Below are 23,518 nucleotides of genomic sequence, written 5' to 3'. Positions count from 1 at the left end.
AAGAGCCGCAGGAATCCGGCAAAGATTCTTCCTTAGTGGAACTGGCGTCCTCTATTTCTGGGGAAACGCACAGTTTAACAGGTAGAGGGGAACTACAGTCCGCTATTTTTCCAATTCGACGCGAACTGCGGGTCATGAAAGCCAAATAAGAGCCTGTAGTTCCCCTCAGAGAGGATACAGACCCATTGTCTCCATAATAGAGGACGCCAGTTCCCCAAAAATGAATAAACCGGCCCCCCATCGGAGTACCGGCCCATTTCTCTCATTATGTCGCAACCTCATGCTGCATACCTTCACTAGCGTCTAAAAAGTCCGACCGCTCCACTTGATACAAATCATAGATCTGTTCAGTAGGATTGATAGATGCATAGACATGCGGCTTTAAATCATTGGCTAACTTGGCATACGGCAGTTTTTCAACGGCTTTTTTGGAACGAATATTTTGTTTCCTGACTTTCAAAAATACCGTTTCAATTCTATGTTCAAGGAAGAGCTCCGTAAAAAAGGATTCCTTCGCCCGTTGATTATAACCTTGACCGAAATAAGGAGCTCCAATCCATGTCGCCAGGAATCCCGCTTTATTCTCAATGTTATATAAATCAATCGTACCAATGGGATGTCCGATCTCGTTAAGAATCGTTCTGGAAATACACGTCATCTGCTCTTCTTCCACCATTAACTGCTTGGTGACGAATAAATATTCTTCATACGACTGGCATTTATAACGAACATATGGAAAAACCTCTGGATCATTTATTAAATTGTACAGAGAATGGCATTCTTGCAAGTTGCGTTTTCTGATCATTATGTTCTACCACCTAGTCCCTATATTCAAGCAATTTAAGTATATAAAAGGAGTTCGGTGATTATATAAATTCTGCATTTACTTTATGTAAATTTCAAAAGGCCATACAGTTGCAGCACAAAAACAACATAGCGTATTATTAATCATAGACAATCTACCCAATAGGCGGTGCATCATTTGAAAAAGTATATCATCGGCGGGATCGCCGGATTTCTGTTGGCTACAACACTTTCTGCGCATGCAGAAGAAGTTACTAGTTTAATAGGAAAAACAATTCAGGGGGCTTTCCCCTTCCAGATTGAAGGCAAAACACTGGCAACTCCGGCTATCGTTGTAGACGGTACTTCTTATTTGCCCGTACGTGCTTTTGGTGAAGCAACCGGATACGATGTTTCTTTCGATGCCGACCTCGGCATTTCGCTAAAGAAAAAGGAGGTACAGCCTGCCCTCCCAACTCCAACTCCATCGCCGACACCTTCCCCGTCCGCAACACCTGAACCGCAAGTGCCTGGTGACCCTAGCAGCGGCTATCAAGCAATTAAAACGGTGATTCTCAGTTTAGAGGATGAAAAATCCCAAAAAAGCACGGGAGAATTCGGCCTCATCCAAGTGGACGGAGCGCGTTATGTCTCTCTGTCAACCTTAAGCAGCTTCTATACGATTAGTTGGGGAGATCCCATGCTGCAGCTAAGTTATAATGGCCAGCTTGTCGGCTCATTCGCCACCAACAGCCAATATTCCAAAGGAACTGGATCTTTTACCTATGACGGCACGGTCTACGTTAATCTTTCGTTGTTGAAGCTGAAGGGAACCGTTAACGGGGATACGCTTGTTTTGACGGATGATATTTAATTGTTTGCGTAAAAAAAGCACAAAAAAGCCGGAGATGGTCTCCGGCTTTTTTGGTGCTTTATTTTGTTGTTTGGAAGGATTTGATTGTATCCTTAATCTGCTTTTGCAAGAAATCCGTTTGAAGCGCCTTCGGATAAACGACCGTGAACAGATAATAATTACCGTCCTTTTGAAGGAGGCTCATTGTCGTTACAAGGTCCTTAAACTCCCATTCTAGCCACACCGCTTGAACACCGTCAACGGTTTCCGTCCGGTTGACGGTCTCTTTGACATCGGTGCCACCGTACTGAGTCAGAGCCTTTTCCTTAAACTCCTTTACTATCTCTTGGGTGGTTAAACTAGATAACTCCGAATCAGCAGCTAGAAAAATAAAATGCCCCATCCCGAACGAATACGTCAGATTACCGTTTTTGCTTTGGGCTGCATTAAGCTTCCAGTAATCAGGAATTGAAATTGTGTAGTTATAATTTTTATTCTTCACTACACTCGTTTTCGAACGATCCAAGTTCTCCGAGCTATCTTTAATCGTCCCGATCGAACTGGATGGTTTACCAATTTTAATCGATTGCAAAGTGGATTGAATGAAGCTATCGGAAAGATCATCCTTATTGCTAAAATCAATCGCAATAAAGTATTTATAATTTCCTTTAATGAGAAACACGTTCTCCGTCGAATCCCAAATGCGGTTGTCAAATGTGTTCGACGATCGGCTCACAAGCGCCTGATTTCCATCAACGACGATACTTCGTGCAGCTTCCGATTTGCTATATGCTGAAGCGTATAGCTGCGTATAATTTTGACTAGCGCGATCGGACCATTTTTGCAGCGTATCGCTATCCGACTTGGAAGTCACTTTGTAACCGATACTTCTTTTTTTCTTCGGATCAATGAATTGAATCATTTCACTGTTGCTACCGGATTTCGACCAGTCAGCTGGGATCTTGATGGAAATCCCATACGTTTCATCCGTATACATGCGCAAGCCATCTTTCACTGTCGAAAGGTCTTTCAAGGTTTTAACATTTGTATCGAATGACATTTGGAAGCTGTTTAATAGATCCTGATAAGCATTATGTTTCGTTATAACTTTATCCGTTTCTTCCTTGATAATCGTGAAAATAAGGATATATACTTTGTCGCCGCTTTGATAAGCGCGATATTCAAAAAGTTCACCATCATCCTTGGATTTAATGAGCGCGTATGGATGTGCACCGCTTGAAACATATTTTTTCTCTAGTAGCGGTTCACCATCTGTTTCATCCACCAGCAAGTCCAGTAGAGCATCCTCCGACATATTCTCGGTCATATCGGACTTCACCGAAATGTTAATGTGGTACTCACCATTTGCATCATTGAATGAAACATAATCTTCCTTAAAGCTCTGATAACTCTTCACCAAACCTGTCGGATATTTCATCGACCAGCCATAATAGCTGTTGCCGATATGCGTCTTTCCTAGATCTGAATCAATACCTCCCGCATCCGTGCCGGCTGCACGCGTGCTCGAGATCGCAATCGTTGAAGTCGCTTCATCAAACTTCACACTGGCTCCGAACTTTTCCGAAATGAATCGGAGAGGTACCATGGTCGTCCCATTTTTCAACTCGGGCGCAACTTCGATTTGTTCTTCTTTCCCGTTGACTGTCGCTGTTGTGCTGCCGATTTGTAACGAAATGGATGTACCATTATAGGTGAGTCCTACCGTCTGTGTTTCAGATGCCCAGCTTAACGCTGCGCCGAACGCCGATGTGATGACTCGCAGAGGTACAAGCGTCACGCCATTGTTCGCATAAGGAGTTTCAACGGAAATGGATTGATCGTTAATCGTAATATGATCTTCACCAAGCTTCAATTGAATCTGTACGGATTGATCCTTCGTTTCTGTATCAGCGGCAAAAGCGCTGAGCGGTTGAATCATGATGAGTATAAATGCTAGTAAAATCAGGTATGTAGAGCGTAATTTAATCATTTGTCACCTTCCGAGTTTATTGGGTTTGGGTCGCATCCAGCAAGATTATATCCTTTTGGATAATGTCTCCGTTAGACTGCAGGGTCAAAGTAACCTTGTCTCCGGGTAAATATTGTTTCAATAACTCATTTAAATCAACCAATGTTTTCACATTGGAATTATTGACAGAATACAGGACATCGCCTTCTTTAATTCCGGCATCAGCAGCGGACGTATTCGGATCTACGCGCGAAACCTTAAGCGGCTCATCTGTAGGAAGCCCGACAACAGCCGCCCAGCTTTCCTCTACTTCCAGACCAAGCGCAGGACGTTTGACTTTCCCGTATTTCATAAACTGATTCAAAATATATTGGACTGTGTCTGAAGGTATAGCGAATCCAAGTCCATCAATACCTGCGGCAGATAACTTCAACGAATTGATACCGATAACCTCACCCTGCAGATTAACTAATGCCCCACCGCTATTGCCCGGATTAATAGCCGCATCGGTTTGGAGCAGGCGATACGTTGAATGCAGCGAGCGGTCAGTCCCGCTAATCACACCGTAAGTAACGGAGTTGCGAAGCGCAAAAGTAATCGGCGTGCCGATCGCAACAACAAGTTCACCGACCTCAACATTGCTGCTTTTGGCGAAAGTGGCTGCCGGCAGGTCTTTTGCGTCAATTTGAACGACAGCCAGATCGCTTTCTTCATCCAAATGAATCGTTTTTCCCGCATATTGCTTCCCGTCTGAGGTTACAACAATAATTTGCTTCATGTCTTCAACTACATGCGCATTGGTAACAATGAGCCCATCGGATTGAACAATAATTCCAGTGCCATGTGCTAAATTAAAACGGTTGTCCGACGAAGCTTGGCTCCCACTCATCGGCTTGCCAATAATTCCGACTATGGATGGAGATACCTTCTTGACTACCTCCGTTATACGAGATGCAGAAGTATAGCTAAAATCATTCTCTTCAGCGCGGTAATCTCCACTTCCACCAAGCGTTTTGACAACGTCGGATGCCTTCACATAGACCTCACCGTCCAGCTCCTTCGTTTGCCAATGCGAAACACTGGTGGCTTGAGCTGCGAATACTTGGCCATTTCCTCCCAAAAGCGTGAGTGCTAGTAAAGTGGATATTACATAGCGAGTGTGCACTTTCAAATAAATCTCTCCCTAACTAGTTTATGGAAAATAGCTCCCTTTCTATTATACATAAATATGGAAAGTAGGATAGGTGGAAAATCTTTCTATTCATCTTTATGGTGTAAAACGAAAAAATACAGCTGGATCACTAGAGTACGATTTACTCTTCGTGTTCCAACTGTATCTTTTCTGATTTTCCTATCTAGCTATCTGGATAGAATTACTTGCCTTGCAGAACGTTTCCGACACGCTCGACGACAACGACCGCTTGCGCTCTTGTCGTTGCCTCATTCGGCGCCAAACTTCCGTCGCTTAAACCTTCTATAATTCCTTTGTTCACAGCTTCGCTCATCACAAAGCTCGGATCAATGACGGTATTTGCTTTTTGCAAATCCGGGGTTATGACACGGAGAGCAACGGTTGCAATCTCCTGACGGGTAATCGGAAGATCCCAGCCTTGTTGCAGGTCCCCTGCTTGCAGAATGCCCGCCTTTTGTACAGCGTCAACGTAGGGTTGATACCAGGCTCCGCCTGTATTTTCTGAAGCAATAGGCAGATGCATAGCCGTAACGGCAAGCTTCAGAAATTCGCCTCTTGTAATGACACGATCAGGAAGAAAGCTGCCGTCGCTATAGCCATTTACAATGCCTTGCTCTGCTGCTTGAAGAATATTTTCCTTCGCCCAGTGCCCTTCCAAATCATTGAAAGAAGCATTTAACCCAGTAACAACCTCCGGCAGATTGCGATTTGCTAAGGAATTGCTCCCCAGTTGGCCTGTGTAATTGCCGCCCCACGTCCAAATGGTTCCGTCCGTTCCTTTCACTACGCTATGAGTCCCGCCTGCGGCAGCGTCATCTGCTTTGGCAATTCCCTTAATTTGTACCGGTTTATTCTGATTGGCCTTCGTACCATCGCCGATTTGTCCAAAAAGGTTTTGGCCCCAAGCCCAAACACTCCCGTCCTTCGCAATCGCTAGACTGTGATAAGAGCCTGCATGTATGGATTTCATGGAAGGCAATGTCGTCACTTGAACTGGCTTCAATTGATTAACGGTTGTTCCGTTGCCTAACTGTCCGAAGGCGTTGTAGCCCCAAGCCCAGACGGTACCGTCATCCTTGAGAGCAAGCGCAAAGTTCTTGCCCGCCGAAATCGCGATAACACCAGCTAGATCATAAATCTGTGCAGGCTGCTGCTTACTGGCAAGCGTCCCATCTCCTAGCTGTCCATTCGTATTATCTCCCCATGCCCATATTTTTCCCGTATTTTCTAGGGCTAAGTTAAAATTGGCGCCTGAAGCGATAGCTACAATGTTCGATAGTTGGATAATTTGGTTCGACGCTGCCGTTGCGTCATGGCCTAATTGTCCATAGGTATTGTCGCCAAAACTCCAAACAGAACCATTATTAAGCAGGGCCAAAGTATGATTGCTTCCAGCTGACGCGGATACCACACCATTCAAGCCTTTTACTTGAACGGGTGCCGTGCTTGGCGTCGTTGTTCCATCGGCTAATTGACCGAAGAAGTTTTGCCCCCATGTCCATAGGGTCTCATCCTTCTTAACGACAACCATGTGCGTATCACCGCCTTCGATGGCAGCAATCCCGTCCAAACTTATGGCTTTCGGAGAAATGGCGGACGTATGCGTTCCGTCTCCCAATTGGCCGAACGTGTTACTGCCCCAACCGAACAGCTGATTATTTTTGATCATAAATGTATTGCTTTCGCTCGCCATAAGGGGCTGATCTTTAGGCGTTTTTATGATAACTGTTCCTTCGCCGGGCTTAAGCACGGTAGGATTCAACCATTCGTTCACTTTCGTTTGAACCGGAGCAGGTTGGTTGTTCAGGGTGTTGTCGCCAAGTTGGCTGTAACTGTTGTTCCCCCATGCCCAAAGCTTACCCTCTTTATCAATCGCAAAAGTGTCATTGGAACCTGTCCCTAAGTTGGCGATTTCGGGCAGATCATTAATGCGGTTGGGAAACGTCTGACTCCATGTTTTCCCATCAAATCCGGTCCCTACGCCTAATTGACCAGAGGTGTTGTTCCCCCATGCATACACGCTGCCATCATCTTTTAATGCCACTGCATGCGAACTTCCAGCCATGATTTGAGTCACATGATCCAATCCGGTAATAAGTACGGGGAACTTATGCGCATCCTGTGTATTCGTCGTAATAGCGCTATACATCGTGCTTGGGTCTGAATCGATCAGTCCCCAAGTTAACACGGTACCGTCATCCTTAAGAGCTAATGAGTAGTCGAATCCGGCAGCAATTTGCGTAATATGCCAGTTGGCACTTGTAGCCATAATCGGCGTACTCAAACGGTTTTGATCAAAACCATAACCAAGCTCGCCAAAGAAATTATCGCCCCAAGCCCATACAACGCCGTCTTGATCAAGCGCCAAAGTATGGTAAGCACCGCTCGCTATCGCTTTAACAGATGCAATGTTGCCGATAACTTGAACGGGCTTATTTTGGGTCGTATTCGTACCATCTCCGAGTTGGCCGTACGTATTATCTCCCCAGCTCCAAGCTGTTCCATCGTCCTTGATGGCAACCGAGTGGAAATTACCTGCGGAAATTGCCGTCACATGAGTAAGATTAGCCACCTGGACAGGTGTCGACCGATCTATCGTGGATCCGTCGCCCAACTGGCCGAAGGTGTTCTCCCCCCAAGACCACACGGTGCCGTCCGACTTGAGTGCCAAGGAGTGAGCCGAACCAACCGCAATGGCCGTAATACCCGACAATCCGCTGATAGGTGTCGCTTGATTACGATTGCTCAGTCCTCCCCCCAGCTTACCGCGAAGGTTATTTCCCCATGTCCAAACGGTACCGTCTTTCTTCAAAACAACCGTAAAACCTTTCCCGCCCCGAATTTGCTGAATCGAGGCAGTGTTCATGTCTGATGTCGTGGTAGTAGGGCTGTCAGTTTCCCCAAAAACTTTCCCGGGAAATACCGAGAAAGCTGTAAAGGAACTAAAAAGCAGAAAACCTAGCAGCCAGAAAGTAACGTTACGTTTCACTGTTTTCATGTTCCTTCTCCTTAAAGCTTTCCATCAAGAAAGCTATCTTCGTAGATCTCTATCACTAAACGATCGTTCCTGGCTCCTGGGTAATGGTTGGTTTGCGTTTAAATCTTTTTGTAATGCCATTTTTCCAACCTTCCAGCAATGTGTAAACAACAGGAACCAATACAAGTGTAACTAAAGTGGATAAAGTCAAACCAAAAGCTACAACCGTTGCCATGGAAGCCTGTGTCTCCGCACCTTCCCCAAAGCCGATAACAAGGGGCAGCATCGCTAGAACAGTTGTCGCCGTAGTCATCAGAATAGGCCGCAACCGCACTTTGCCCGCTTCAATTAAAGCATCGAACAGCGGCATCCCTTTGGCACGCAATTGGTTTGTATAATCGATTAATACAATGGCATTATTAACGACAATCCCTATTAGCATGATCATTCCAATGATAGAGTTCATATTAATCGTTCGATGTGTGACGATAAGTCCCAGTATGCCGCCAATAAACGTTGGCGGTAAGGAGAACATGATAATAAATGGACCATATAACGATTCAAATTGGCTAGCCATAACCATGTACACCAAAGCAACGGATAGAATAAGAACTAAGTATAAGCTTTTAAAAGAATCATTCTGACTAGTCTGTTGGCCGCCCATTTTAACTTGGTAACCGTCCGGTGGTTGAATCGCATCAATTTTCTCTTTGACGAGAGCGGATACCTCACCAACGGAAGCGCCAAATACGGAAGCTTGCACCGACGCCACACGGTTCTGATCTTGTCTGCGAATTTGTGCAGGTCCTGTACCTGGTTCAACTTTGGCAATGAGACTAACAGGGACAATCGTACCGCTTGCGGTATTGATCGTCACATTGTTGAAATTCTCCAACTTATTCGTGAATTCATTTGGATACTTCACTAGAACGGAAATTTGCGAGCTAGCGGTTTTAAACTGTGTAGCCACACTTCCTTGATAAGCTGTACGCAATGCGGTCATCACGTCTCTTAACGAAACGCCGTAATGCGCCGCTGCATCACGATCGATCGTTAAATTAAACTGTGGAATCGAACGATCTAACGTATTTTGCACGTTACGTGTGCCATCTACAGAAGTGATTTCCTGTGCGACGAGATCACCCAGCTTTTGCAAGACCGCTAAATCCGGTCCGGATAAATCAACTTGAATGTCACCGCCACCAAAGTTACCGCCACCGCCAAGACCTGGCAGACGTACCCCTGATGGAACACTTACACCGATTTGCGCTCCTGCAAAGCCCGTAGTGAGAGTGCGGATTTGTTCGGCGACTTGATCGGTACTTTTCTTTCTTTCACTGAGCGGTTTTAATCGAATCTGAATGCTTCCCGTATTTGTTGACGCTGATTGAAAGGCTCCGCCACCGGCGGATCCGACAGAAGTAAAGACGGTATCAATTTCCGGCACGTCTTTCAATCTCGTCTCCAGCGTAGAAGCAACTTGATTCGTTACGGCGAAATCTGTCCCTTGCGGCAGATTGATATTTAAGTTGACTTGCCCTTGATCTGTTTTTGGCGTTAACTCACTACCAACAAAACGGACCGAGTACACGCTGGCAGCGAATAACAGAACTGTAACCGAGATAATCACCCAACGATGAAGCATAGACCACCGCAGCAGCCTTCCGTATAGCTTCGTGAGAAACTCCATGCCTCTTCCGAACCAAACGAAAGGATTAAGGCTTTTGCCGGTTGGCAGCTCTTCATCGACTTTGCGACGCAAAATTTTCGCAGCTAGCATTGGCACTAGTGTTACAGCGGCAAACCATGCGGCTATGTGAGAGAAACAAACAACCAATGCCATCGGCCAGAAAAATTGTTTAACTAAGCCGCTAATGAAAGCCGTCGGCGCAAAAACCGCAATTTGGGCCAATGCTGAAGCCATAACCGCTGTACCTACCTCGGCTGTCCCCACTTTGGCAGCTTCCTCAGGAGACAAGCCTTCATGGCGTTTACGGAAAATACTTTCCAAGACAACGACCGCGAAGTCTACGAGTGAACCAAGACCAAGCGCCAAGCCCCCGAGCGTGATGGTGTTAATCGTCTGATGACCGAAATACATCATACTGAATGTGCTTATGATTGAAATCGGGATCACGACACCGATAATGAGCGTCGCCCTAACACTTCGCAAGAAGAACAACAAGATGATGACCGAGAACACGCCTCCAAGCAATGTATGCTCAACAACGGTACGTAAGGAATCGCGAATAAACTTGGCCGAATCATTCAATACCGCGATATGCATGCCTTCTGGCAGCTTGGATTGAATTTCTTGAAGCGAGTTCTGAATGTTGGTGGACACGGAAACCGTGTTTCCATCCGATTGCTTAAGAACAGAGAGGGAAACGCTGACTTCTCCGTCTTTGCGCGCTTCAAGCGTAACATCTTGATAAGTATCAATAATAGTACCGAGTTCGCTTAACGCGATCGTTTGTCCACGTCCTAGCTGAACCTGTACTTTTCCGATATCAGCCGTTGACTTAAATTCTCCATCAATATGCAAAGGCACCAGTTGGCTGCCTTTATTCACAAGACCGGCGTCAGTGGAAGAGTTATCATTACCGAGAGCTGAAACCAACGTGCTGAAAGAGATATTGTATTGCTGCAATCGGCTTGGTTCGACAAGAATTTGTATTTGTCTGACACGTCCGCCGGTAACCCCAACCGATGCAACGCCATCGGATCGCTGAACATCAGGACTCACAATATTGTCAGCAATGTCGCGCAGTGTGACCAGATCTGTTTTACCATACAAGGCTAACGTCATGATTGGTGTACTGTTCGGATCAACACGTGAAACGACGGGGGCATCCGCATCCGTAGGAAGCTGCCTTCGGACGCGATCTAATTTATCCCGCATGGTCAGGGTTGCCTGATCAATATTCGTTCCGTAATTAAATTGCAGTGTAACGTTACTTGATCCCGTACGAGAGCTTGAGGATATACTCGTGACTCCTGTGACGGTAGCCATCGCATTCTCAATCGGTTTCGTAATTTGTTGTTCAATCTGTCCCGGCGATGCGCCGCTCCAAGAAACCGATACCGTTGCCGATGGAATTTCCAGGTTCGGGTACAGATCCACGGGGAGAAGCGGAATTGCGATCGAGCCTACGATCACGAGTGAAATCATGATCATCAAGATGGTGACAGGACGATGAACGGAGAAATTAGCTAATTTCACTGTCCAGCCCCCGCTTTCGGAGCTGCTGCATCAGCGCCGTTGCCGGTTGGCTTAGCCCCTGATGGGTCAGCTCCCTTACCTGGGGTGCCTTGTCCGTTTTGTCCTTGGCCGCCGCTTCGGCTTTGACCTTGTCCTTGACCAGCTTGACCGCCAGCCTGGCCGCCTTGACCACCTTGGCCGCCAGTTCTATTTTGGCCCTGCCCTTGGCCTTGGCCTTGACCACCTTGTCCTTGTCCTTGTCCTTGTCCTTGTCCTTGTCCTTGCCCTTGGCCTCCGCCCTTGCCTTGACCCTGACCGGCCTGTCCCTGGCCTTTGCCTGCTCCATTTTCTTGTCCTGGTTGATTAATCTGAACCGGAACGTTATCGGAAAGCAGCTCTTGTCCTTTAACGACAAGCTCATCTCCAACTTTCAGCCCGCTGGTAATTTCGAAGGATGAACTGGTCATTACGCCAACTTTTACTAGCACCTTAGAGGCTTTCCCGTCTTTCACAATGTATACCGCATTACCGCTTGGTTGGCTGAGCACGGCGTCTGCAGGTACAACGATGGATTGTTTGCCTTCACTTTTGAGTGACGATTCTGCAAACATTCCAGGCAATACTTCATGGTTATCATCTTTAATTTTGATGTCGACCAGGAAAGATTTGGACGTAGCGTCCATGGTTGGATGAATCGTATACACAGTTCCATCAAACGATTTATTCAATGTTGGAATTTTAACCGACATCGGTGAGCCGGATTTGATTTTGCCAATGGATGCCTCAGATACGTTAACGGTCGCCAATAATGGATCTACCGTAGAAATCGACATGACGGCAGCTTGCCCGGCATTCTGTCCGACTGGAACCAGAATCGCGCTTACGATCCCTGCAACGGGACTCGTCAACACACCATCTTGAAGCTGTTCGCTTAAAATACTCAACCTAGTTTGAGCTTGCTGTAGCTGAGCAGCACTTACCTCCAAGGAATCCGTAGACTGGGCAGATTTCAACTGCTGCTTGGATTGTTCGAGCGCAGCCTCCGCACTGTTTTTGGAAATATCCTGAGAAGATTGTGACTGCGCCAGCTGAGTACGGCTGAGATCCAGCTGAGCGGCAGCGGTCGCTTGTGTATTAGCAAGTGATAATAACGCCGAATTTAAGGATTCCTGCGCAACTTGCACCGATTGCGAGCTTTGTGCGGTCAACAGCGCATTTTGCAAGCTCGTCAACGATTGCTGCGCCGACTGTGTATCTTTATACTGCGCCTGCTGCGCTTGCTGCAAGGCAAGCTGTGTCGTTTGCAGCTTAGCGAATGCACTGTCTACGTCTTTACCAGACTGAAGAGCGGCATTGTAAGCAGCAACTGCTTGCTGCACGCTTAATTGAGAAGTATCTATATTATTATTCTGTGTTGTTAATAAGCTGTCTAACTGTGAATTCAAGTTCGTCTGGGCGACAGTCACGGCGGTAGCGGCATCAGCTTGTGCTTTACTGAAGCCTACCTGTGCAGTGGAAACCCCTTGTTTTGCGGTTTCAATCGAATTCTGCTGCGTCGTAATCGCATTATTTAATTGCGTTTGCGCCAGAGCTACAGCATTCTTCTGATCATTGATGGTTTTCTCGTAAGCGGCTTGCTGAACGGCCAGCGTTTTCTGAGCTAGAGCCAGACTGTTCGCCTGATCATTCACCACTTTGTTGTACTGTACTTGACTTAAAGCGTAGTCGATTTTGCTCTGCTCGACAGATTGCTGAAGCGTAGTGGTATCAATGTGCGCTAAAGCCTGTCCGACCGTCACTTTATCCCCGATGTTCACATCAAGAGAAGTAATGCGGCCATTCACTTTGGAAGAAAGATTCGTAGTGAAAGCCGGCGTGATCGAGCCTGTAAATACCTGCCCGCCACCGATGTCCGACAATTTAACAACTTGTGTTTCTACGGTCATCTGACGTGTTCCCGTTCGTCCGTTTGCCCCTGGTTTAGCGGTGCTGGCTGGCGCGCTGCAACCCGCTATGGTGACGGTTATCGCGGTAACGATTGCGATGATTGTGGTACTCTTGAGTGAACTGTACTTCCTCATGGGATGGAAACCTCCGTCTGCTTCATTTCATTTGGGCAAATACTCTCTTTCACCATATTTGACATTGATGATAGAAGTGTGATTAAAATGTGAAGAATATGTAAAAACAAGGAAAAACACGCGATTCCCTTAGGATAATAGGCCTGAAAAAACGAAAAAACCACCCAATATGGGCGGTTTCCCGAAAACCATTCGACTAATTTCGACTAATTTCGCAATACACCTATACATCATTCTTGTCATACCGTCATCCTTTTACAGCACCATCTGTAATCCCTTGGATAATCCAACGCTGGAACAAAGCGAATATGATGACAATCGGAATGGATGACAAAATCAGAGAGGCCAGAATGAGCGACCATTCCCGGCTGTACTTGCCGAAGAACATATTGATGGTCAAAACTAACGTATATTGGCGGAAATCGGTCAGCATGAGCACCGGCAAGAGGAAATCGTTCCACAACCACAACAGATTGAGAATACCAATCGTAAAGGTAATCGGCAGCAATAGCGGTAAAATGATCATGAAAAAGGTTTTTATTTCGCTGCATCCATCCATTTTCGCAGACTCATCGAGCTCTCGTGGAATGCCTTTCACAAAACCGTGATACAGAAACACGGCCATACTGACGCCCAGTCCGGCACAAACAATGCCCAAACCAAATGGCGAACCCTGAAGTCCGAGCGATTTTGCCATCTTCGTTAAAGTCACCATAATGGTCTGAAAAGGAATCAACATCGAGGACACAAACAACATGAATATCACGTTGCTCAACTTTCCAGGCGTTCGGGAAAGCTTGTAGCCCGCCAAAGAGCTGCATAACACGATGACCACAATACCTGTTACGGTTACAACAATCGTATTCCAGCCGCTCTTGAGCATGTTAGCTTTGCTAAAGGCCTGCACATAGTTTTCAATGTGTAGCTTGACCGGTAAGCCTAGAACGGAGCTGTACATCTCTCCTTGTGTTTTGAATGAATTCAAAATAGCCATATATATCGGAAAAAGGAAAAAAATAGCCAAGATGCTTAGTAGCAAGAGAGACAGCCCCGAATACTGCCGTTTGTTCATGCCTCTACCTCCCGCTTCTTCATCACCGACACTTGAATTAGCGTAATGACAAGTATGATCAGGAAGAGAATAATCGCTTTCGCGCTCGCATATCCGTATCGGAAATTGCGCTGATAAGCCTCTTCCAGAATATTCATAGAGATAACTTGCGTTGCCCGGGCAGGTCCTCCGCCTGTCAAAGCATAGATAAGATCATACACTTTAAACGAGTTGTTCAAGGTTAAAAAGATGCAAATCGTGAGCGCATGCGCAATCAACGGCAGAGTAATGTATCGTAGCATATGATAAGGCTTCGCGCCGTCAATAATAGCCGCTTCTTTGAGATGCATGGGAATGCCTTGAATGGCCGACATGTAAATAATCATTAAAGTTCCAATACCGCCCCAAACGGAAACGAGCATGATGGTGAAAAACGAAACGTTGGGGTCGCCTAACCAGGAAATATCGAGAAATTTCAAAACGGCATACTTGGACAAGGCAGGCATAACCTTTGTAAACACGAATACCCACATGAACGTACTAATGATAATACTTAACATGCTTGGCATGAAAAAGATCGTTCTAAGCCACCCTTTTCCTTTGCTTTGCGATTCAATCATGAGGGCAAGCAGCAGCGCGATGGCGTTCTGAAAAACGACAGCAAACAAGACATATTTGGCCGTGAATACAATCGAGGATCGAAAATTCGCATCATCGCGAATAGCTTCAATAAAGTTCTCTATCCCAATGAAGCTGTAATGTTTGTTCAAGCCATCCCAATTTGTAAAGCTGTAATACGAGCCTTGGAGCATCGGAATAACCAGAAATATCACATACATGATAAAAGCGGGCAGCACGAACAAAATCAATGATGTATGGTCTTTGGCAAGGCGTTTCAGCACGTGGGCTCACTCCTTAGGAAAATCTCGTGCTCTGCCTTGATCTTACGAGGACCAGGGCAGAGCACAACATGTCTTCCAATCTTTATTTTTTGTTGGCTATCGCATTCGCATCTTTCCAGGTTTTGTCCAGATCCTTAATAACATCATCTGCGGACATTTTCTTGTTAAAATAGGCTTGAAGCGCTTTGCCCGACTCATCTTTCACGGCAGCTGGAATCTGCGGATCTTTATACGACTGCCCTTTGTTTACAAAAACAGAAGCGTCCTCGACCCAAGGATACGGTTTGAACGTGTGGTTTTTGGACACTGGATTGAACTTCAAACCTTGGTACAGATCGTTCGACGCTTGATCATCTAAAATGAAGTTCAGCAGATCCGCCGAAACTTCTTTATTCTTCCCTTGGGAAGCCATCGCTAAAGAAGTTGATACGGATACGTTGATTAGTGTTGCCGCAGGATCATCATTGATCGGAAGAGGAGCAACTCCGAACTCAAACTTATCATTAGCCTTCAATAGGCTGTCAGCATCCCATGGCCCTTGCACCCACATAGCGGCTTTGCCGGCAGCGAAATCAGCAGCTCCGTCATCGTTGCCTACTTCAAATACGCGATCAGTACCGTTGCTATTCACAAGATCGATGATTCCGAACATCTCTTTCACTTCTGCGAAGCTTCCTTGATTTTTGTTCATTTTATCAACAAAATCCTTGTGGCTGGAGTTGCCTAACCCACCAATGGCCAGAGGCAAGAACAACTGAGGAATCCAGCTTTCTTTGTAACTGAGCATAAACGGCTTGATTTTATTGTCATTCAGCTTTTGAACAACAGCCTTCATTTCTGTCAAAGTGGACGGCGGCTTGATGCCTAAATCTTTAAAGATTTTTTTGTTGTAAAGATACCCCCATGCCAAGCTTTCCATAGGTACTGCAACGACTTTATTATCAATTGTCACGAGTGATTTAATGCCATCAATCAATTTAGGGGAAAGCGGTTGTTTCGTTAAATCGTCCAAATAACCGGCTTTGTAATAGTCAGGAATGTCGTTCACGGCATGCAAACTGAAAATATCCGGTACGTCGCCAGTGGCTAGACGCGTTTTTAAAATTTGTGTGGAATTATCGGAGCCCGGATACTCGGTGTTAATCGTAACCTCGATATTTTTCTCTTTCTTTTCTTTTTTAGCAAATTCAGCGAAGTACTTCTCAAATTGATCGCGAAAACGGTCCAAGCCGCCAAGGAATACTTTTAATTCAACCTTTTTAGCCGCACCCTCGCTTTTGGCATTGCTGCTTCCTCCAGCGCTTGGTGTGCTTTGACCCGAAGAACAAGCTACCGTGCTTCCTAGCAGAGCCATAGCAACTATCATTACAAATGCTTTCTTCATTTTGTCGCCCCCTTTGTTATGGTAACGCTTACGAACCTAGTATACTTAAGAAAGCGCCACCATTCATTGGACAGAAAAAGCATCTCGGATTGGATAATATTGATATCACTCCACTGGCTTAAGCTCATTCATCATCCTGCCTCATCTGAGATGGCGTCATTCCTGTCATTTTTTTGAATATGCGGTGAAAATAAGTGAGATCGGAATAGCCGACTGCTTCTGCGGCACTTTTGATAGATACAGAGGCGTCCTGAAGAAGCTCCAGCGCTTTCTCCATCCTCTTGGCAATCAAGTAATCCATGACGGTTACGCCCACTTCTTGTTTGAACACGCGGGATAGATGCTCTTTGCTGACAAAAAATGTGTTCGCAATAGTCCCCAGACTCACTTGCTCGGCATAGGAAAGATCAAGATACTTCCGAATCTCGTCGATATTAATACGATTTTTGTTTTTCCTTTGGTGAATGAGAGCTTCCAAAATCCCGACATATGTGGTGGTCAGCACCTCGATCCACTCTACTATCTTCGTATCATCCGTAACAAAAAAATGGCTGACACTTGCTTGAGCATCAGACGTTAATTCGCTTCCTGAAAGGGCGCATTGCTCCTCCAATAGCAGCATGAATTGCTTGTAGAGTGAATTATTCAGTCCAGGCTGCAGGCTTTCTTGATCGCTCAACACTTGCTCCAACTGCTTAAAGCTTTTTTTGATCGCCTCTGTGTTCATCTCTTGAAAATGCCTGGCGACTGTGTGCTTCATCTCGGTAATGACCTTTAATAACTGCTTGTCCAGCGGTTTAGCCGCATGAATCCCCCGTGTTACGCCCAGCTCTCGCACCGCTTTCTCCAAAGCTCTATTCAGCTCTTCCGGATTGATCGGCTTGATCAAATATTCATCCACCTTGGATAAAATCGCCTGTTTCGTATAGGTAAAATCATCAAATCCGCTAATGACAATTTTGCGTATGAATGGATAGTCTTCACTTATTTTTTGCAGTAGCTGAGCTCCGTCCATGCCTCGCATTTTCATATCCGTTATGACGATTTCAGGATGAATCTGCGCTATGATATTTAAGCCGCTAAGCCCATCTTCGGCTTCCTCAACCTGAGAGATGCCTAGTCGCTCCCAATCGGCCAAATGCCTTATACTGTTGCGGACCCAGAATTCATCATCAATAATGACAGCTTTCATAGTAGAGGCTCCTCTCCTTTAACAATGGCGGGGATAACGACTTTGACCGTCGTTCCGGCACCTTTCGAGCTTGTAACAAACATCCCGTACTCTTGTCCGAAAATAAGCTTAATCCGTGAATTCACGTTATTCATGCCCATGCTTTCCCCAATCACTTGATCCTCCCCTGGGCGGCTTAATTGTCGCCGAATGTCCTCCAAACGCGCCTCATCTATGCCTAGTCCGTTATCTTCAATACTAATTTCAATGTCATCCATCATTTTCTCGACTCTGATCGCGATGATCCATTGGCCCATCTTTCCTTCCAAACCATGGACGAAACAATTTTCTACGATAGGTTGAAGGATGAACTTGGGAAGCTCGTAATGTCCGCAGTCCTCTTCGATGTCCATCTGAATATGAATCATGTCTTGAAAACGCAATTTTTGAATTTGCAAATAGTTCGTGACATGTTCGATTTCGTCAGCCACGGTGACCAGATCCGATTTCATTTTGATCGTATAACGAAATAACTCGCTAAGTGCTCTGACATACTCATAAATTTCCGGTGCTTGTCGGGAGAGGGCAACCCCGCCTATGGATTGCAGCGCATTATACAGGAAATGAGGATTAATCTGTGCCTGCATCGCTTTCAGCTGTGCGGTCCTCTTCTCAATTTTGCTTTTATACTCAATTTGAACCAACTCTTTAATTTTCAGCAGCATGGAATTAAATCGTCTCTCCAGCGTACCAATCTCATCGCTTCTCACCTTGTCGACACCCACGTTGAAATTCAAGTGCTCCAAGGCTTTCATCGACCTCGTTAATCGAATAATCGGCTTCGTCGTGAAATAAGCAATTAATACGGAAAGAATAATCGCCAGTAGGGTAGAGACCATAGCTGTATAAAAACTAAAACTCAGCGTTGTGGAAGCGCCTTCATTTACATAACTAATCGGGATAAATTTCACGATCCATAAGTTGGCCGACACAACAGGCTGATAAAACAGAATTCCTTGCTTGGATTCAATAAAGCCTGATTCCATTGGTCCGTGTATCGCCTTTTCCAGCATTTCCTGATCCATCATCGTTTGTACTGGGTAAGGGTTGTACATCAGGTTTCCCTGCGCATCCAATACAAGCACTTCGCTATTGGGCTCCGAATGGATCATGTTGATGACATTATCCATCATATTCCATCTGGCTTCAATAAACACGCCGCCAAGAATTTCGTGATCTTCAAACCGATTCATGCTGCGTATCAATTTGAAATTATTGTGTGTAGATTTCACAATCTTATTGACGGTCTGATGGTTGTTGGCTGATTCTCCCCCTTCCAAAGCGGGATTCACTCTCTGATCTGTTGATCGAACGGCATCTTTATCCACGATATAGAGGCGCTGTTTAGCATTCAGATAAAGAGAGATTGAGGCAATATTCGTGTTGTTGGCCACATAGAGAGATCTGAGCTTCTCGTCTATATACGGTTTACCTGTCTCCAGACCGTTACCAGCGCTAATCGTTTCACCATTGGTATTCGGAAATAAGTTGTTATCCATAAGAAGGGAATACGCCACTGAATGCAATTGGCCAAATTTTTCATCAAAATATTTCGCAGCCCAGTCCATTCTTGACTCGTTGGAACGTATGATTTCCAGACTTAGCGAGTGCTTGGTCGTCTTTGCGGCGAAAATCGTCACTAAGGTTAACGGCAGCACAGCGATAATGACCATTAGAATCATAAGCTTGTATCTCATACTCATTTGAAAAGGAAACTGAAGACGCCGAGTCATATTTCTAATTTCCATAGTCGATCCCCTTTTTATTGATAGTTAAAAATCTTCGTCAAATCACCTTATATTTTCCTCCTGTTTTGTTATTGCATAGCAAGTAAAATTCATGCTACTGTGAGAGTGAACACTCCACTATACGATCACGAGAAGGTACATTTTATAATGAACGAACTTTTCATGGACTTCTTAACGATTTTGCTCCCTAGTTTTTTCTTTTTCTACATGGCAGTAACCTTACTACATCGAAATATAAAAAGCATGTTGAACCGAATTGCCGCTCTGCTTATGCTGGCTTTTCAGTTTTATTTTTTAGGAGAATACATTAAAACATCTTTGCTGCCTCAATATCAAATGCAAATTGTTCTATATGGGAATAGCCCGATGCTTCTGTTGGTCATCTGCTGTTTGGTCCATCTCAGCGTACTCATCGGAAACCCTGCAACTTCGGCTTTCAAGCGATTTTTGCCTTTCATTTACGCAGCCCCGTATACATTGTGGCTTGGGTTTTTAATCACCAAAGATCATCGCGTATTATATAACGCTGAAGTGACGGATGGACGAAGTCCGCTTGATCCACAATTTTTACTTATTACCGTTCTCTTTATAGCAGGATATATCCTGCTTTCGGTGATCATCCTCGCCGTTTCTTGGTACCGTGTGAAGGAAATCAAACATCGACAGGTTCTGCGTTCCCTGCTTCTCAGCTTATTTTTGCTGTTTGCCTGGTTTGTCCTTGTTACATTCCTTCTACAATCGAAAGTACTAACATCGCGGAATGCCATGATCCTATTTTTTATCGGCTATTTGCTATGGGCTGTTACACTCCGCCATTTGGTTGGTAAGTATGACATTATGCCGGATTACCGCAAGCTTTTCCATATTCTTTTCAAGTCTGCGCCGACTGCCATTCTGCTTCTGGACCAAAAGGGAGACGTTAAAGAAATGAATCCCCGGGCCAAACAATGGCTGGAAGGGATTCCTGTTCATCATATCATGAGCTATTTCCAGTTTGAGAATAACATGCCCGTAGTCGACATGTTGGCTCTCGTTCAGCAAGAAAATGAAGTACAGTGGGAGGCTCAACTGCATAATCCGAAGAAAGGCGACTGGGATTTGATTATGGGCCTTGAATTGATCGAAGAAACCGACGAGAAACTATATGTGATGCATCTGACGGATGTTACGTCTCTTAAGGTTGCGGAACGTAAACTATTGAAATCCGAGCAAAATTACAAATATTTAGCGCACCATGATTCACTTACGGATTTATATAATCGGGCTGCCCTCCATGAGCTGCTGTTAGAAAAGATTGAACGCCGTGAAAGTTTTGCTCTTATCTTAATTGACCTGGATAATTTTAAACCAATTAACGATCGATACGGGCATTTTGTTGGCGACCTTTATCTCAAACATATTGCACTTATGTTGGAAAACTGCTCCCAACCTGATGATAAGATTGGACGGATCGGTGGAGACGAATTCGTTTGGATTATTTCCTCCATGGATGACAATAGCGAATTAGATCGTATTGTCGACCATCGGTTGTCTCTCGTACAGAAGACCCCTTTTACGTATAAAGGGATTGAAATTCCGATTTCGTTTAGCGCCGGAGTCAGCCAATTTCCTCGAGATGCCACGGACATCACAACATTAATGAAGAACGCGGATGAGGCTATGTATACGATGAAACGGGCAAGGAAAACTGGCATTTCCGCCTTAGCAGATTGAATGACCTGGGACAACAAACGGCGGCAGCCTTGGACTGAACATTTAGTCCTTGGCTGCCGCTGTTTATTCTTTTCTACCCATAAATACGAACGACAAGCTGCTCCCGCCAAACAAGATAACGGTTGTCACGATAAACGATAGATGCATGCCGTCAATAAAAGATGTGCGGCTGCTCAGAATCGAACCGAGAATAGCAACCCCTAGCGTGGCGCCGAGCTGACGGCTTGCGTTAAGAGCGCCGGATACCGCACCGGTCTGTTCCTTCGGGACAGAAGAGATTACAGCCGCCATCAGCGAAGGAATCGTAAAAGATACTCCGAAACCGATAAACAGCAAACCAATCATCGTAATCACATAGTTGGTGTTCACTTCCGTCCACACCTGAAGCAGTGTACCCACACCACCAAGACAAAAACCGACAGTCATCGGTATCCGTGCTCCGATTCTGCCAACGATGCGTCCAGTCAGAATCGGGTTAAAAGCAAGCGGAATCATCATGGGAAGGAGCATGAGTCCCGTGATGTGGGCCGATAATCCGCGCACTTGTTGAAAAAATACCGGCATGATAAATAAAATGCCCGACAGGCCGATGTTAATAGCCATCCCTGCTATCATGCCCGCCGATACTGTCGCATGTTTAAATAATGACAATGGAAGTAATGGGGATTCACCTTTCACTTCGAATATGAGAAAGAGAATGGCGCTTAGCAGGGCTACGCCAAATGCCATTAAAATAGTCGGAGATGACCATCCATAGCTATCCCCCTCCATCAGTCCAAATGACAAAGCAGCGATGGCGACTATAGCCGTCATTTGGCCCCCTATGTCAAAGCTTCTCTGCGCTCTACGGTCTGTTTCCTTAACTAGCAGAAACGTCAAGATTAGGCTAATGACTGCAAGCGGCACATTAAGCAGGAAAATGCTTCGCCAACCGAACGAATCTACCAAGAGTCCGCCGATCACAGGTCCCGCCGCCATCGCTGCCCCGGTAACTGCTGCCCATATACCAAGCGCCCGGGCGCGTTCGGCCGTCTCCGGGTAGGCATGGACCAATAGGCTGAGCGAAGCTGGCATCAGCGCTGCTCCTCCAATGCCGAGTATCGCACGTAAGCCGATCAGCATCCCCAGCGACGAAACAAATGCGGCTAGGACCGAAGCCCCGAGAAAAAGGACCAAACCTCCAGCATAAACCCGTTTGGCACCAAGTTTATCCGCTAACGAACCCATGGATAGCAGTAAACCGGCAAATACAATTGTGTATGCGTTGACCACCCATTGAAGTCCGGATAGTCCTCCGCCTAATTCGGAGCGAATCGCAGGCAGCGCGACGCTCACCACCGTCATGTCCAGGAGTACCATAAAGTATCCAAGCGAAAGTCCAAGAAGAAGCAGCATTTTGGCTAGCTTTCCTGTAAGGTTGGACTGTAATTGCAATGCTTTTTCCAAAGTAAGTCCCCTTCCATTGCGATATGAAATTCATCTCAATAGAAAGTGTATAATGAATTGTATAATAGAATAAGATGATGGTTTATCCTAGGAGTTGAGCTCCTACGATAGGAGCCAGATTAGAGGAGAGGAGTAGACGCCGCTATATGGATCATTCAAACCATACGCGTCTTGAAGAATTGGCGCAGTTTCTTAAAACACGTCGCGCACGCCTCTCGCCTGAGCAAGTGGGTCTGCCGCATGGAGGCCGAAGACGCACACCCGGTCTTAGACGCGGGGAAGTGGCGCAACTCTCCGGCGTAAGCGTGGATTGGTATACATGGCTGGAACAAGCGCGAAATATTCAGGTATCGGCTCAAGTGCTGGACAATATTGCTAGGGCTCTCCAGTTGGATTCGAGTGAGCGCAAGCACTTATTTCTGCTGGCTTTACAGCAGCTGCCTGCCGATCTGACGCCAGTTGAAACTACGATTAGTCCGACGCTTCAGCTTTTCCTTGACCTACAAGGGACGAGTCCAGCTTATGTGACCGATCAGCGCCTGAATATTGTTGCTTGGAACAGAGCAGCAAATCTGATTTATGGGGATTATCGTGCCATGTCGATGCGCGAGCGCAATTCGGTATGGCGAACGTTCACTTCGCCATACGTGCGTGAAATGCTTCAAGACAACTGGGAAAATCATGCCCGGCACCGTTTGGCTCATTTTCGTGCCAATTACGGCAAATTTGCGGGTGATCCTTGGTGGATGGAGCTTATTGGGGATTTGAATCAAGTAAGTGCGGAATTCAGGGCATGGTGGCCGCAACATGATGTTCTCAATGGGCCCGAAGGAAAGAAAATCAATCATCATCCGGCAGCCGGATTACTGATCTTTGATCAAATTTCCTTCCATGTAACGGATTTACCCCACCTTACGGTGACAATCAATGTACCGACACTCGATAGTGATACGACTCGCAAACTTAAGAAGCTTCTAGCGGAATAA

The 23,518-nt window shown here is 45.8% G+C and carries 15 protein-coding genes; 3 read left to right on the top strand and 12 right to left on the bottom strand.

Annotation, left to right across the window (positions count from 1 at the left end; genetic code table 11):
* Positions 1–265: 265 nt before the first annotated feature.
* Complete coding sequence (locus GON05_RS00775) at positions 266–805, bottom strand: GNAT family N-acetyltransferase (RefSeq protein WP_157317357.1); 540 nt, start codon at positions 803–805, stop codon at positions 266–268.
* Between the two features lie 177 nt (positions 806–982).
* On the opposite strand from GON05_RS00775, the gene GON05_RS00770 reads away from it, so the two are divergent.
* A complete protein-coding gene (locus tag GON05_RS00770; RefSeq protein ID WP_157317356.1) occupies positions 983–1,657 on the top strand; it encodes a hypothetical protein in 675 nt (224 codons plus the stop codon).
* Positions 1,658–1,715: 58 nt separating this feature from the next.
* On the opposite strand, the gene GON05_RS00765 is transcribed toward GON05_RS00770, so the two are convergent.
* The 10 genes from GON05_RS00765 to GON05_RS00720 all read right to left on the bottom strand — a co-directional run bounded on the left by GON05_RS00765 (position 1,716) and on the right by GON05_RS00720 (position 19,373).
* On the bottom strand, positions 1,716–3,626 hold the full coding sequence (locus GON05_RS00765; RefSeq protein ID WP_157317355.1) for a stalk domain-containing protein: 1,911 nt from the start codon (positions 3,624–3,626) through the stop codon (positions 1,716–1,718).
* Positions 3,627–3,642: 16 nt separating this feature from the next.
* The gene (locus GON05_RS00760; protein ID WP_246238732.1) at positions 3,643–4,776 is read right to left on the bottom strand and encodes a S1C family serine protease; all 1,134 of its coding nucleotides are present in this window, start codon (positions 4,774–4,776) and stop codon (positions 3,643–3,645) included.
* 202 nt (positions 4,777–4,978) lie between these two features.
* Complete coding sequence (locus tag GON05_RS00755; RefSeq protein WP_157317354.1) at positions 4,979–7,795, bottom strand: RCC1 domain-containing protein; 2,817 nt, start codon at positions 7,793–7,795, stop codon at positions 4,979–4,981.
* A 55-nt stretch (positions 7,796–7,850) separates the two neighbouring features.
* Complete coding sequence (locus tag GON05_RS00750) at positions 7,851–10,997, bottom strand: efflux RND transporter permease subunit (RefSeq protein WP_157317353.1); 3,147 nt, start codon at positions 10,995–10,997, stop codon at positions 7,851–7,853.
* Positions 10,994–13,057: an efflux RND transporter periplasmic adaptor subunit gene (locus tag GON05_RS00745; RefSeq protein ID WP_157317352.1), complete on the bottom strand. Its 2,064-nt coding sequence runs from the start codon at positions 13,055–13,057 to the stop codon at positions 10,994–10,996. The genes GON05_RS00750 and GON05_RS00745 overlap by 4 nt, the downstream gene beginning before the upstream one ends.
* Before the next feature lie 247 nt (positions 13,058–13,304).
* Positions 13,305–14,129 (bottom strand): carbohydrate ABC transporter permease, encoded by an 825-nt coding sequence (locus GON05_RS00740; RefSeq protein WP_157317351.1) that lies wholly within the window; start codon positions 14,127–14,129, stop codon positions 13,305–13,307.
* A complete protein-coding gene (locus GON05_RS00735; RefSeq protein ID WP_157317415.1) occupies positions 14,126–14,947 on the bottom strand; it encodes a carbohydrate ABC transporter permease in 822 nt (273 codons plus the stop codon). Before GON05_RS00735 ends, GON05_RS00740 begins: the two co-directional genes overlap by 4 nt.
* 145 nt (positions 14,948–15,092) lie before the next feature.
* Positions 15,093–16,394: an ABC transporter substrate-binding protein gene (locus GON05_RS00730; RefSeq protein ID WP_127455709.1), complete on the bottom strand. Its 1,302-nt coding sequence runs from the start codon at positions 16,392–16,394 to the stop codon at positions 15,093–15,095.
* 124 nt (positions 16,395–16,518) lie between these two features.
* On the bottom strand, positions 16,519–17,586 hold the full coding sequence (locus GON05_RS00725) for a response regulator transcription factor (protein ID WP_157317350.1): 1,068 nt from the start codon (positions 17,584–17,586) through the stop codon (positions 16,519–16,521).
* Complete coding sequence (locus tag GON05_RS00720) at positions 17,583–19,373, bottom strand: sensor histidine kinase (RefSeq protein ID WP_157317349.1); 1,791 nt, start codon at positions 19,371–19,373, stop codon at positions 17,583–17,585. The genes GON05_RS00725 and GON05_RS00720 overlap by 4 nt, the downstream gene beginning before the upstream one ends.
* A 243-nt stretch (positions 19,374–19,616) precedes the next feature.
* Here GON05_RS00720 and GON05_RS00715 point away from each other — a divergent pair, with 243 nt between their 5' ends.
* Positions 19,617–21,086, top strand: coding sequence for a GGDEF domain-containing protein (locus tag GON05_RS00715; RefSeq protein WP_246238731.1), 1,470 nt, complete (start codon positions 19,617–19,619; stop codon positions 21,084–21,086).
* Positions 21,087–21,149: 63 nt separating this feature from the next.
* Here the strand turns inward: GON05_RS00715 and GON05_RS00710 are convergent, their stop codons facing one another.
* A complete protein-coding gene (locus tag GON05_RS00710; RefSeq protein ID WP_246238730.1) occupies positions 21,150–22,532 on the bottom strand; it encodes an MFS transporter in 1,383 nt (460 codons plus the stop codon).
* A 146-nt stretch (positions 22,533–22,678) separates the two neighbouring features.
* Here GON05_RS00710 and GON05_RS00705 point away from each other — a divergent pair, with 146 nt between their 5' ends.
* Positions 22,679–23,518 (top strand): helix-turn-helix transcriptional regulator, encoded by an 840-nt coding sequence (locus tag GON05_RS00705; RefSeq protein ID WP_157317347.1) that lies wholly within the window; start codon positions 22,679–22,681, stop codon positions 23,516–23,518.

Origin of the sequence: Paenibacillus anseongensis (assembly GCF_009757995.1) — a bacterium.
Taxonomy (GTDB): domain Bacteria; phylum Bacillota; class Bacilli; order Paenibacillales; family NBRC-103111; genus Paenibacillus_E; species Paenibacillus_E chondroitinus.
The sequence above is the reverse complement of the archived record's forward strand: the minus strand, read 5'-3'. Positions and strand labels throughout refer to the sequence as shown.

Coding starts and splice junctions, on each gene's coding strand:
- GON05_RS00775 (WP_157317357.1), bottom strand. CDS start 805: ATGATCAGAAAACGCAACTTGCAAGAATGCCATTCTCTGTACAATTTA.
- GON05_RS00765 (WP_157317355.1), bottom strand. CDS start 3,626: ATGATTAAATTACGCTCTACATACCTGATTTTACTAGCATTTATACTC.
- GON05_RS00755 (WP_157317354.1), bottom strand. CDS start 7,795: ATGAAAACAGTGAAACGTAACGTTACTTTCTGGCTGCTAGGTTTTCTG.
- GON05_RS00745 (WP_157317352.1), bottom strand. CDS start 13,057: ATGAGGAAGTACAGTTCACTCAAGAGTACCACAATCATCGCAATCGTT.
- GON05_RS00740 (WP_157317351.1), bottom strand. CDS start 14,129: ATGAACAAACGGCAGTATTCGGGGCTGTCTCTCTTGCTACTAAGCATC.
- GON05_RS00735 (WP_157317415.1), bottom strand. CDS start 14,947: ATGTATGTGATATTTCTGGTTATTCCGATGCTCCAAGGCTCGTATTAC.
- GON05_RS00730 (WP_127455709.1), bottom strand. CDS start 16,394: ATGAAGAAAGCATTTGTAATGATAGTTGCTATGGCTCTGCTAGGAAGC.
- GON05_RS00725 (WP_157317350.1), bottom strand. CDS start 17,586: ATGAAAGCTGTCATTATTGATGATGAATTCTGGGTCCGCAACAGTATA.
- GON05_RS00720 (WP_157317349.1), bottom strand. CDS start 19,373: ATGGAAATTAGAAATATGACTCGGCGTCTTCAGTTTCCTTTTCAAATG.
- GON05_RS00715 (WP_246238731.1), top strand. CDS start 19,617: ATGTTGAACCGAATTGCCGCTCTGCTTATGCTGGCTTTTCAGTTTTAT.
- GON05_RS00705 (WP_157317347.1), top strand. CDS start 22,679: ATGGATCATTCAAACCATACGCGTCTTGAAGAATTGGCGCAGTTTCTT.